The 12,483-nt window shown below is 68.8% G+C and carries 10 protein-coding genes; 5 read left to right on the top strand and 5 right to left on the bottom strand.

Translation table 11 applies throughout. The features are described from left to right. The coding region (locus tag CAP_RS42480; protein WP_044252214.1) for a S9 family peptidase at positions 1-2,009 on the top strand (2,009 nt) is incomplete at its 5' end. A 686-nt stretch (positions 2,010-2,695) separates the two neighbouring features. Here the strand turns inward: CAP_RS42480 and CAP_RS42475 are convergent. Next, a complete protein-coding gene (locus tag CAP_RS42475) occupies positions 2,696-3,091 on the bottom strand; it encodes a hypothetical protein (RefSeq protein WP_044252211.1) in 396 nt (131 codons plus the stop codon). 281 nt (positions 3,092-3,372) lie between these two features. On the opposite strand from CAP_RS42475, the gene CAP_RS46840 reads away from it, so the two are divergent. Further along, entirely contained in the window at positions 3,373-4,671 is a 1,299-nt protein-coding gene (locus CAP_RS46840; RefSeq protein WP_052376911.1) for a toll/interleukin-1 receptor domain-containing protein, read from the top strand. A gap of 38 nt (positions 4,672-4,709) precedes the next feature. Here the strand turns inward: CAP_RS46840 and CAP_RS42465 are convergent, their stop codons facing one another. Next, positions 4,710-5,387 carry a RecQ family ATP-dependent DNA helicase gene (locus CAP_RS42465; RefSeq protein WP_231512026.1) on the bottom strand — a complete coding sequence of 226 codons (678 nt, stop codon included), beginning with the start codon at positions 5,385-5,387 and terminating at the stop codon, positions 4,710-4,712. 1,024 nt (positions 5,388-6,411) lie between these two features. Here CAP_RS42465 and CAP_RS42460 point away from each other — a divergent pair. Beyond that, on the top strand, positions 6,412-6,627 hold the full coding sequence (locus CAP_RS42460; protein ID WP_044252208.1) for a hypothetical protein: 216 nt from the start codon (positions 6,412-6,414) through the stop codon (positions 6,625-6,627). Positions 6,628-6,740: 113 nt separating this feature from the next. Here the strand turns inward: CAP_RS42460 and CAP_RS42455 are convergent, their stop codons facing one another. Continuing rightward, complete coding sequence (locus tag CAP_RS42455; RefSeq protein ID WP_044252205.1) at positions 6,741-7,202, bottom strand: carboxymuconolactone decarboxylase family protein; 462 nt, start codon at positions 7,200-7,202, stop codon at positions 6,741-6,743. A gap of 241 nt (positions 7,203-7,443) precedes the next feature. Between CAP_RS42455 and CAP_RS42450 the strand changes: the two genes are divergently transcribed. Beyond that, positions 7,444-8,739 carry a protein kinase domain-containing protein gene (locus CAP_RS42450; RefSeq protein ID WP_044252203.1) on the top strand — a complete coding sequence of 432 codons (1,296 nt, stop codon included), beginning with the start codon at positions 7,444-7,446 and terminating at the stop codon, positions 8,737-8,739. A 90-nt stretch (positions 8,740-8,829) separates the two neighbouring features. Here CAP_RS42450 and CAP_RS42445 read toward each other — a convergent pair whose 3' ends face one another. Further along, positions 8,830-10,161: a tetratricopeptide repeat protein gene (locus CAP_RS42445; protein WP_044252200.1), complete on the bottom strand. Its 1,332-nt coding sequence runs from the start codon at positions 10,159-10,161 to the stop codon at positions 8,830-8,832. Between the two features lie 231 nt (positions 10,162-10,392). Between CAP_RS42445 and CAP_RS42440 the strand changes: the two genes are divergently transcribed. Beyond that, positions 10,393-11,025 carry a hypothetical protein gene (locus CAP_RS42440; RefSeq protein WP_156041664.1) on the top strand — a complete coding sequence of 211 codons (633 nt, stop codon included), beginning with the start codon at positions 10,393-10,395 and terminating at the stop codon, positions 11,023-11,025. 212 nt (positions 11,026-11,237) lie between these two features. On the opposite strand, the gene pdxR is transcribed toward CAP_RS42440, so the two are convergent. After that, positions 11,238-12,483 (bottom strand): MocR-like pyridoxine biosynthesis transcription factor PdxR (gene pdxR / locus CAP_RS42435; protein WP_052376909.1); only part of this gene is annotated, 1,246 nt, incomplete at its 5' end.

The following is a 12,483-nucleotide window of genomic DNA, read 5'->3' as shown; positions in this document are numbered from 1 at the left end:
CCGCCCCCCAGCCTCCCCGCGGCCTCCCCACCCCCTCCACCGAGCCTTCCCAGCCCCTTCCCACCACCCTCCCCGGCCTCCCTCCCGAGACCCACCTCGACACCCGCCCCCTCGCCATCGACCTCGCCGCCCTCCCCGAGATCCGCGGCCTCACCCTCTCTCCCGACGGCCAGCACCTCGCCTACGTCCTCCGCGAGCCCCGCTTCGACCCCACCGCCAAGCCCTCCGACGACGACACCAAAGCCGGCTGGTCCACCGACGCCCAGCTCTGGATCGTCGACCGCAAAACCCGCATCCCCCGCAAGCTCACCCACGCCCCCGACCCCGTCTCCGCCCCCCGCTGGACCCCTGACGGCAAGTCCATCGCCTTCTTCCGCGTCCGCGACCACAAGCGCACCCTCCACATCCTCCCCCTCCACGGCGGCGAAGCCGACACCCTCGACCTCGGCCCCCTCACCCCTGAAACCTACGAATTCTCCCCCGACGGCCAGCACCTCGCCTTCACCGCCGCTCCCGCACTCACCGACGCCGAGAAAGCCGACACCTGGCGCAGCGGCGGCGTCATCGACGAAGCCCGCCGCCACCGCCCCTCCCAGCTCTGGCTCGTCCCCCTCCATGGCGGCCCCCCCCGCCAGATCACCAAGCCCCCCACCCACATCGCGGCCTTCCACCTCTCCCCTGACGGCACCCACGTCGCTGTTCTCGCCGCCCCCACCTCCGACCCCTACGACGCCTCCACCCTCCAGACCGCGCGCATCCTCCGCCTCTCCGACGGCGCCCCCATCCGCGACCTCAACCCTGCCCCCCGCCCCTTCGGCGACTTCGCCTGGTCTCCCGACGGCCGCCACCTCGCCCTCACCACCGGCGAGAACACCTTCTCCCTCCTCAACACCCTCACCGTCCACGACCTCGCCTCGGGCCGCGCCACCACCGTCACTCCTGACCACGAAGCCACCCTCGCTGCCTTCGCCTGGTCCGGCGACGCCCGCCACCTCACCCTCCTCCTCGCCGAGCGCACCGCCACCACCCTCCTCCGCGTCCCAGCCGCCGGCGGCCGCCCCACCCCCCTCGGCCGCACCTCCCGCCTCATCGACCCCCCCTTCCAGCCCGACGCTGCTGGCCGCCACGCCGCCGTCATGTCCTCCACCCCATCCGACCTCCACGCCCCCACCCTCCTCGACCTCAAGACCGGCGCCCTCGATGTCCTCCTCCCCCAGGCCCACCGCACCGAAGGCTGGGCCCCTGTGAAGACCGAAGTCGTCCGCTGGAAAAACCCCGACGGCATCGAGGTCGAGGGCATCCTCACCCTCTCCCCCCACGCCCCCACCGGCCCCACCCCCCTCCTCGTCTCCCCTCACGGCGGCCCCGACGCCGTCAGCCAGGAGCGCTTCGACCTCTTCGCCCGCTACTTCGCCGCCCGCGGCTACGCCGTCCTCCGCCCCAACTACCGCGGCAGCTTCGGCTACGGCCTCGACTTCTACGCTGCCAACCGCGGCCGCCTCGGCGCCATCGAGTTCGCCGACATCGAGAGCGGCGTCGACGCCCTCATCGCCTCCGGCCGCGTCGATCCCCAGCGCCTCTACTACGGCGGCTGGTCCTGGGGCGGCTACATCACCGCCTGGACCATCGCCCACACCTCTCGTTACCGCGCCGCCATCGTCGGCGCCGGCGTCATCGACGTCGTCACCCAGTACATCCTCTCCGACATCAACCACGGCGCCGCCGCCGACTGGGAGTTCCGCGGCAACCCCTGGAAAGCCCCCCAGCGCTTCGCCGACAGCAACCCCCTCCGCTTCCTCCACCAGATCAAGACCCCCACCCTCATCTTCCACGGCGAGAGCGACGACCGCGTCCCCCCCATGCAAGGCCGCGCCCTCTACCGCGCCCTCACCGACATCGGCTGCGAGACCCGCCTCCTCCTCTACCCCCGCGAGCCCCACGGCTTCCAGGAGCCCGCCCACCGCGCCCACCTCTGGGCCACCTGGAACGCCTGGTACGCCACCCACTGACCCTCCGCCCCGGCCCCCTTCGTCGCTCCTCGGGCAGAGAACCTCGGCGCGGAACAGCCAGTGTCGGCCTCCTGCGGGTTATCGAGCACCCTTTGCCGGAGGGCGGTAGGCGCAAGGAACCGCGGGCTGAACACCACCCGCCTCCTTCACACGGCACAGATACCTCATCGGACCATCGGCGCGAGCACGGCGCCATGCGACGGCCCCTGCAACCACCGCGAATGCACTCGGCACTGACAGCGGCATGAGTTCCGTGATCACCGCCGGACCTGATACATACGGCCGGGGCCATCGTCCGCTTCCCGGGGCGACGGGCGCCAGGCCCGAAGCGGCAAAGCGCTCTGGAACCTGCAGGCGGATCGCGGCGTGGGGGCCCCGACGAGCTTTGCTCGGCGGGGGGCGGGGGCGCGAGCCCCTGCCGTGTGAATGAGAGCGCCGCGATGCCGGCCATCCGTCCTACCCCGGACAGTGCCTTCAGAGCGTCCGTGGCGAGTTCTTCGGCAGCTTTCGACGCACCGGTCCCAGCCTCTGCGAGCAGCTTCTTCGGGAGCGACCCTCTCCGTTGCTCCCATGCGGTGCCGCCTCATGGGTGACCACATCGCTGCCGGTGGCCTTCGCCCCAGCAATCGCAGAAACCGCCCTGATCGCATCACCGAGGTCGGGATGGATGCGGAACCATTCCTGCCCTACGCCGACCGCTTGTCCTCCACGTGCACCACCCGCAGGCTCACCGCGTCTGTCTCGCGGCACCCGCGTCCCACCACCCCGATCAGGAACTCCCCCTCCTCCGCCTCCACCTCATCGGCCCCCACGAAATTGAGCACATCCGGATGGTGCCCCGTCACCACCCACCCCATCCCCCCTTCCAGCTCCACCACCTCGAAATCCCCCGACGGCGTCCCCGCCTGAACGGGTCCCCACTCCGCCAGAATCCTCTTCGCCTGCTCCGCCAGATCCCCCTTCGGATCCATCAGGATCACGCACGTCCCCTGCGCGAACAGCGCCCAGCTCTTGTGCGCACCGACGAGGACCTTCCGGTACGTCTCCACCAGCGCCTGCACCTCGTCATCCTCGCCCGCCATCCGCGACCTCCCGGCTCCGCGTGACCTCGCCACGCCGCTCCCGCAAGCCTACCGCATCCCCTAGCCCCCATGGCCCCGGCCCCTCTCGACGCCTCTCCCTCTCGACGCCTCTCCAGCGCTCACCTCACCTGCAAGGCCACGACGGCGCCGCATCGGGCGACCAGGGTATCGACGCCTCGCACTCGGTCACACCCGGAGAAGCCGCGAGGAGCCCGTACAACACGCCCTTGGAGGTGACCACTCCCGATGAATCTCAGGCATGATCCCGCCAGGGGGTCCTCATGCTCAAGCTCTACCCGGTCCCAGTCTCCCGCTGCGAACACCTTCTCCGCCCTTCTCCCGCCGATCCAGGTCCCGATCGCGCCTTCAAGAACGCACTCAGGTTGCTCCACGAGCGCGGAGCGCAAACCGCCTCCCACGTCCTCGCGGACCACGAGTTCAGCGTCCGCCTCGCGTCCTCCGACGACGACGGGGACCACACCGTGCTCTTTGCGACGCTATCCCTCCCCGCCTACGAGCACCTGCGCACCCTCTCCGAGACGCACAGCGGCCAGCTTGCCTTCGAGGACATCGTCGCTGCGCTTGGCGAGGTCGGCCCCCAGGTGAACGCGATCCTCGTGGAACTCGCTGACGAAGCCGAGGATCCCCTCGCTGACAGCCCTCCACGCGCAGCGCTCACCCAGGGTGAGATCAAGATCCTGGTGACCGACTGGATCGGCGTTGAAGGAGGCTACCTGGGCGACTTCAACCCCCGAACCCACCGCGAGTTCTACACCGCGCTCGGCCTGAGCATCGACCCAGAGGACATCGGCGGCACCCTCCGCGAACGCTTCATCGACATCCTCAAGGCTTCAGATCCTGCCATTCAGGCCAGGATCCTGCGCGGCATTCTCGAACGCTACGAACTGGGTTCTGCGGCGGGCCGCACGGACGGCTTGCTGCGCACCATTCAGGGCTGGATCTCTCGGCTCGAAGCTGCGGCCTGGGTGTCCTCGACCCACGAAGCCTCCTCCCCGCGCATCCCCACCACGTCCAGCACCGCCGAGCCACACAGGCCCCCTCACCTGGATGGCCTGACAGCGGCCCCTGGACTGTTCATCAGCCACGCTTCCAGCGATCATGCCCTCGTCGCAGCGCTGCTCCGGTGTCTCGAGTCCTGCCTTGAAGTCCCCCAGGGAGCCATCCGGTGCACGCCCATCCCCGACGCCCCCTCGAAGCCTGGAGACGTGAGCGACGAAGCTCTCCGCGAGAACATCGAGCAATGCGCCATGATGCTCGTCGTGGTGACCAGGGAGAGCCTGAGCTCCGACGACGTCATCCTGCAGCTCGGCGCTGCCTGGGCCCTCCGAAAGCCAGCATGCATCCTCCTTGCCCCGGGCATCGCCTTCAACCGCTTGCCTGGCCCCCTCTCCCGGCTGCATGCCACCCGGAGTGAGAGCAACGATGACCTGGCGACGCTCATCACCACCGTCGCCGCGCAGCTCCAGCTCAGAGCGAGGACCCCTGGAAGGTTCACGGCAGCCATCAGCACCTTCGTCAGCGCGGTGAAAGCACCTCCCCCCGACGACTCTTCAGGCTGACGCCTCCACCCCACCGCTTCCCGGCCCCGCCCCGTTCTTCATCCCCTCCCCAGCGACGCCCGCGCCTTCTCCCCGTCCCGTCCCGCGCGCCCTGCCTCCTGGTAATAGCTCTCCACCGAATCCGGGAAGCTCCAGTGAATCACGCACCGGATATTCGCCTCATCGATCCCCATCCCGAACGCCTTCGTCGCCAGCATCACCCGGCAGCCCCCTTCCATGAACTGCCGCTGCGCCTCCTGCCGCTCCCCGGTGCGCAGCCGCCCGTGAGAGCGCGCCACCTCCACCCCTTCCCCTCTCAGCCGCTCCGCCAGCGCCTCCACCTCCCGCACCGTCGACGTGTACACAATCGCCGCCCCCGCCTCCTCCCGCAGCAGCGCCAGGAGCCGCGCGTACTTCACCGCCTCGTTCACCGTCCGGTGCACCTCGAAGAACAGCCCCAGCCTCTCGATCCCCGTCGACACCACCTCCGCGTCCTTCATCCCGAGCTGCGCCCGGATATCTCCCAGCACCTCTGGCGTCGCCGTCGCCGTCAGTGCCATCACCGGCGGATTTCCCAGCGCCTTCCGCGCCTCCTTCAGGAACATGTAGGCCGTCCTGAAATCGTGCCCCCATTGCGAGATGCAATGCGCCTCATCCACCACCACCAGCGACACCCCTGCGGCCTTCAGCGCCTCCAGCGCCTCCGCCTTCTCCAGCCGCTCCGGCGTCACATACACGATCGCCCGCCCCCCTGCCCTCTCCTCCGACCCCCTCCTGACGCGTCCCCTCCCCGCCCCCTATCCGGAGCCCCTTCCTCCGCGCGCTTTCCCCTCACACGTTTGCCCTGCGCGCGCGCGAACCGCTCATCGGCGCCGAGGTCACGCCGCTGGGCGCAGGCGCAGGCGCCCTGTCCCGCGGGGTGGGTGCCACGCCGGAAACCGACGCCGCGGAGTCCACGGTCTGGAGACATGAAGGAGGAAGCCGGATCTTTCGTCGCTCCCGCGGGAGAGGTGCAGTCGGTTTCCGACGGTCCCATGTCCGCCGCGGGAATACCTGCGTCGCCTTCCTGCGCCGACGTCCTCCCGCACGGGGAAGCGTGCTGCTGGAGCGTCACCGGCCCTGTTCTCGCGGGGAAGAAGTGCCGTCGGGAAGCTGCACCCGTTCCTCCCCGGGGAAATGAGACGTCGGCGCCTCCGGAGGTCTCTCGCGCGCGGAACAACGTCCGTCGGACAGCCCTCTCCGGGACCTCTTCCCGCCGGGGCAGGGCGCCGTCGGCGACCCACCGTACCCCTTCTCGCGGTGGATGGTGCGCTGACGGCAACCCCCGTACCTCTTCCCGCGCGGGGCGAGGGGGCGTCGGCTCCCCCCGTACCTCTTCCCGCAGCGGACAGGGTGCCGTCGGAAACCGACGACACCCCTTCCACGCGCCACGACGGCGTCCTCTCTTTCCGACAGCACCCCTTCCGCGCGATGCCGCGGCGAGGTGTCCTCCCGGCGGGATCTCTCCGCGGCCCGGGGCTCTCGGGCATCGGACGACGCTCGTGGTGCGGTCTACCGGAACGATGGTGCCGTCGGGCCCCGCAGATGCCGCCGCGTCGGGGGTGCTGTCCGACCCCTACCCACGTGACGCGTCCCCGCGGGGCGGGGGCCGGCCAGCAACTTCGCCGACCGCTTCTTCCTGACGGAGCAGCGCCCCGACGGCGAGGAAGAGGACACGGTGGAGTCGGTGCAGGCCGAGCTGGAGGCGAGGAAGAGGACACGGTGGAGTCGGTGCAGGCCGAGCTGGAGCTGCAACGGCAGGCGGTCCTGGAGCTGGAGGCGCGGCTCCTGGAGGTGCAGGCCGCGGAGGCAGAGGCCCAGCAGGAAGCCGACGCGCGCGCCGCGCAGGAAGCCGCGCTGGTCGAGATGGACAAGGCAGCCGTGGCGCTGAACAAGCAGCGCGCACAGCTCCGGGCCCAGCTCGCCTCGGCGCACTGATCAGGAGACGCGGCGCGCTGGTCGTCACAGACTTCGCGATGCACGCGAAGGATACGGCCCGAGGCCTTTCGTCCCTCGTCTTCCCCCTCGTCTTCCCCCCCTTCGTCGCCCCTCTACGTCACCTTCGCCGGCTCGTACGACCCGGGCACCGATCTGAAGGTGATCGCCATCCGGTTCCACGCATTGATCGCCGCCACTGCCACCGTCAGCCCCACCAGCTCCTGCTCGCTGAAGTGCTCCTTCACCCGCGTGAACACCTCATCGGGCACATGCCCTTCCCCCACCAGCGTCACCGCCTCCGTCCACTCCAGCGCCGCCCGTTCCCGCGCCGTGTAGAACGGCGTCTCCCGCCACGCCGACAGCCCGTACAGCCGCTGCTCCGTCTCCCCCCAGGACCGCGCATCCTTCGAGTGCATGTCGATGCAGAACGCGCACCCGTTGATCTGCGACGCCCGCATGTCCACCAGCGCCAGCAGCTTCTTGTCCAGCCCACTCCGGTGCGCCACCATCGACACGCCGAGCAGCGCCTTGTACGCCTCCGGCGACACCGCCTTGAAATCCAGCCGAGCTTCCATGGGATCTCCTCCGGCGCCCTGTCATGCGCCCCGTGCTTCTCCCAGAAATTTAGTGGCCCCCTTGCCCCCCATCGAGGGCCACTTCCTCAACACCGGAGGGTGCCACTTCCCGCCCGCTCGCGCTCACCCTGGCAAAAGACGCGGGAGCGCTCCACGCTGACCAGACCCTGCACCGGACCCGCTGTCCTCGCCAACCCCACCAGCACCCTACCACCCTCAGCCACCGCTCCAAGGATGCCCGATGATCCCTCCGGTACATGGCAACGCACCGCGCGATCCTCACGCGAGTGATCCCCTCGTGGGCCACCGCCTTGGCCAGTTCGAGGTGCTTGAGAGGACCGGACGCGAATCCAGCGGCCTGCTCTACAAAGCCCGCCACAGCAGGCTCCAGCATCGCTTCGTCACCTTGAAAGTGGCGGACGCAGGCGCCTCTCCCGCGGAACCGTCCGCGCAGCCCTTGGAGCGCGAAGCACAGCTCATCCACCTCATCCATCACCGCAGCGTCGTGGAGGTCCACGACGTCGCCGAGTCGGCCGGCACCCAGTACCTGGTCATGGATCTCCTCGAAGGCCGCAGACTCGGCGAGATCGCCAGCGAGGGCACGCTCGACCCCAAGCTCGTACTCCGCCACGCGCACCGCATCGCCGAAGCCCTGGCCGCCATTCACTCCAGCGGCGTCGTGCACGGCAACCTGAACAGCGCCAGCGTCTTCGTCACCGCGGACGAAGACATCAAGATCACCGATTTCAGCACGTCGACCCTGCTCAAGGACGCTCCAGCGCCTGCAGACAACGCGTCCGTCTACAGGATCCACCGTGAAACGGCGCGCGTCGACATCGAGGCTTTCGGAGCCCTCCTCCGAGAACTGCTCGGGCGCACCTCGGCGCCTCCCTCCGACCGCTTGCGAACGAGCCTCCAGCACCTCGCTGACGCTTGCCTGTCCCAGCAGGCCCTCACCTCTCCTTCGAACGGCGCTGAGCTGGTGAAGCTTGTGGAGTCACTCGTCCGCCTCCACGCGGCAAAGCACCGAAGTTCCCGCTGGAAGGTGAGCATCATCGCCGCCGCAGCGGCGGCATCGGCCACGCTCCTCGCGGTCGCCGTGTGGCACGTTGTGCCCTCCGGCGCAGCGCAACGCAGCCCTTACGAGGCCGTCCGCGGCAAGACTTCAGCGGGCTGTGCCGCCGATGGCCGCATGACCTTGAAAGCCTCCGCCTACATGCCGACGCCGTCTTCATCCATCCTGCGATTTTATGTGAGCCGGTCCGACGAGGCCCCCTGGCCCGATCCCGGCCAGCTCCGGCTCTTCGTCGGTGAGGGCCCAACCTGCAGTGAAAAGCCCCCCAACCTCACCAAGATGCTCGTCGACGTCGCGGTGGGTAACTCGGTACAGGTCATCGACCTCGACGTGAGCCAGTACGACGGCAAGTGGTCACCGGGCGAGGAAAAGACCTTCTGGGTGGGCCTGAGCGAGCGAGGCTTCGCCGCATACCGCGCCAGCGGTCCGATCTTCATCCAGCGCGGCGGCGCGAAGCCATGAGCCCCACCTCCCGCCAGGCCAGCGCAGGCCTTGCTGGCCAGCAGCGTACGACGGCATCACGTCTCGCGTGAACGTCCGGAGCGAGAATCGCTATCCCGGCCCCCTGTGTCGTTCCTTCAGTGATTTCAAGAGTCGTCTGGCGAGGCGTATCTGGTGCTGCATGCCTCGCTGGTGGCCCACAAGCAGCGCCTTCTCGACCCATGGCTCGGCTTCGCTCCAGCGTCCAGAGGCGATCATCACCTCTGCCGTGACCCTCACCAGCAATGCCTCCGCAGCGGCATCGGGCCGCCGTGTCAACTCCGTGGCGAACGTTAAGTTCTTCTCGGCACTCGCGATGGCTCCCGCGCGGATGTCGTTCTGCGCGAGGCGTGCTGCCCAGATGGCGGCCCAGGGCAACGATGCGGCTTCGTGAGCCGTTCGCAGCGCCCAGACCAGCTTCTTTGCAGCGCCACGCAGGTCTCCAGCTTCGGACAGGCGCTGCCCGAGCACCCCGATGTGATGGGCTCTGCGCGGCCCCGCTCTCAGCTCCCTGGAGCTGGACTCGAGATGAAGAAGCGCGTTCCGTGCTGCGGCCACTGAATCGAACCGGAAATCGCCATCCTCACGCTGCCCAAGGAGATGTGCCTCACTCTCCCAGGCGTGGGCGACACGGGCGGGAGTCCGAGCCTTGGTGAACAACGTCCTTGCCCGACGCGCCGCCAGGAGCCCCTCCTGCCACAGCCCCATCTCCATCTCCAGCGTCGAGAGCAGCGCCCACGTATCGCCGACCATGACGGCGCGATCCCGCCCCGTGAGATGGCGCGTCACATCTCCGCCGTGAACCGCGCGCAGCGCGCTCTCCGCGCCTTGACGAGCCTCATGGAAGCGCCCTGCCACAGCGTGAGCGCGTGCCGAGGCAAGCGTCGCTTCGACATCTCCACACCAGCTCGACTCCGCCATGGGCCGCCCGAGGAGAATCGACCAGCCGACATGCGGATCCAGATCGATGCGAGACGCTGGAATCCCCATCCGATAGGGCCCTCGGCTCCTCCCCCCGAACCGCCCTCCGCGCCGGCCCGCGACGTTCTCCCGAGGCCAGTACTCGATCAACCGACCTCCCTCCGAGCTGGCCCTCCCGGACACCTCCCGCAGCCGTCGTTCGAGCAGCTTTGCCATCGAGCCTCCTGTCGCCCCGCAATCGGCAAAGAACGCCAGTTCGTCGGCGTCGGTCCATCCTTCGCCGCCCTCCCTGCGTCGCATGGCAAGGTACGTGAGCACGCGCAGCAGTCGGTGATCGAGCATGCACTCATCAAAACCGAAGCGGTCCGTCAGATCCGCCCCCAGGCCGAGCTTCTCACCGGCAATCGCGATCGCTGGCCCCCCTGGGCCCCCGTCAAACCTCACAAACATCTCGGGTACTTGCCAGCCGCTGTCTCGACCCATGGCTCCGTCCTTCGTCCGGCCATATCTTAACCCCCGACGACAGCGGCGGGTTCAGCATCTGCCGACACCACACGGACCGCCTCCGCGCCGCGCAAGTGCTGCTGCCTTGTGCAGGGCAAACCTGTGCTGGCGCTGGTCGTGAAGATCCCCTCGTCAGGATCTTGGCTACCCGTCTGCACACCACGCGAACCGCGCTTGAAGCGAACAACCCATTGCACTGAGGAGAGAGTCGTGAACACCAACAATCGAATTCGTTGTTTTTCGCTCGTCTCGCTCGTCGCCAGCATGGCGGCTTCCCCGGCGATGCTGGGCTGCACAGCCGATCGGGACACGTGGGACAGCGCCGAAATCGACGCCATCGCAGACGCCCTCGAAGACGAGCGTGCCGTCACCGACGCGGATGACGCTGCGCAGCTTTACGAAGAGGTCGAAGCCTTGCCGCAGGACATCAAGGACGAGGTCAAGCTGGAGATCGATCGCCGCGTGAGCGAACGGATATCCCTGCAGCCACTCGGCGCAGACAAGAGCGCGCAGGTGCCCGTCGACTTGGTGTTTTGGCTTTCCTCGCCACTGCCCAGTCACGTCGGCACGACACCCAGATGCGGCGGAGATCTCGACTTCCAGGTGGTGTACAGCAACATCCCCGGCGCTTACTCGAATCCGGGCGCGCTGCGCCTGCAAACGGACTCACTCTCCGTCTACGCAATCACATCCTTTCATGGCAACCGCATCGATGCGTACAGAATCACTGACGCGAATCAGGTGAATCTATGTATCGGTATGAAGGACGTCCCCGGCACTACGGCGGGAGAATCAGTTCAGTACATGTTTCGGCACCGTCTGGGCCTCTACAAGTCACCGTAGCATGCGCGAGCATGCCTGAGGGCGAGCGCGTCGCGCCCTACGCTCCTTCAAGAGCGCTGGATTCACGCCTCACCCTGCTGCCGGTCAGAGGAAGAGGGCCTCGGCCATGGCCAGGCAGGAAGTGGCTGGGGCGATGTGTCTTCGCTGCCGCCGCCGGAGCTTGAGGTGAGGGAGTGCTGAATCTCGCCGACCCATGCGGCCCACCTCGCCCCTCACCCTCTCAGCACCTCCCGCAGCCTCCGCACCCCCTCCACAATCTCCTCCTCGGGCACCGCCGCATACCCCAGCAGCAGCGCCCCTCTCCCTTCCCCTTTTCTCTCTCCTGCCTTCACCCCCCCCTTCACCCGGAACACCGACAGCGGCATCACGTGCAACCCCGCCGCCATCGCCCGCGCTGCCACCTCGTCCTCCCCCATCCCGCCCTCCTTCAGCCACCCCACCAGGTGCAGCCCTGCCTCTTCTTCCTCCAGCTCCAGCACCTCCCCCAGCTCCCGCCGTGCGCATTCCAGCAGCACCTTCTGCCGCCGCGCATACAGCACCCGCATCCGCCGGATGTGCCGCACGAAGTGCCCTTCCGCGATGAAGTCTGCCAGCACCGCCTGCTCCAGCATCGGCGACTGCACGTCCGCGAACACCTTCGCCGCCACGAACGCCGGCACCACCGCCTCGGGCACCACCAGGTATGCCAGCCGCAGCGACATCGACAGCACCTTGCTGAACGTCCCCGCGTAGATCACCCGCCCTGCCCCATCCATCCCCTGCAATGCCGGCAGCGGCCGCCCTGCATACCGGAACTCGCTGTCGTAATCGTCCTCGAAGATCCACCCCCCTCGCTCCCGCGCCCACCCCAGCAGCGCCGCCCGCCGCGCCTCCGACATGCTCCCCCCCAGCGGAAACTGGTGCGCCGGCGTCACGATCGCCATCCGCGCCTCCGCGCATTGCGCCAGCCCCACCGCCACATCCATCCCCCCCCGCCCCACCGGCACCGGCACCATCACCGCCGACGCCGCGGCCAGCGCCCCCTTCCCGCCCGGATACCCTGGATCCTCCACCCACACCGCGTCCCCCGGATCGAGCAGCACCTGCACCGCCAGCGCCACCGCCTGCTGCGTCCCGCTCACCAGGATCACCTGCCCAGCCGAGCACCGCACCCCCCGCGCCGTCGTCACGTAATCCGCCACCGCCTGCCGCAGCGGCCCGTACCCCCGCACGTCCACCTGCCCCAGCAGCGCCCGCCCCGACCGCGCCCACCGCCGCGCCAGCAGTTGCCCCCACACCTCCACCGGGAACCTATCAATCGCCGGCGTCCCGATCCGGAACGCCATCCCCCCCTCATTCGACATTCCCACGAACGGACTCGGCGTCGCCGCCATCGCCGCCCCCCGCGCCGACGCCCCGACCTCCCGCCCCCCTCCCTCCTCCGACGGCACCCCCTCCCGCGCTTCCCCCGTCACCCCC

Source organism: Chondromyces apiculatus DSM 436, assembly GCF_000601485.1.
Lineage (GTDB): Bacteria > Myxococcota_A > Polyangia > Polyangiales > Polyangiaceae > Chondromyces > Chondromyces apiculatus.
This window is presented reverse-complemented; position numbering and strand designations above follow the sequence as displayed.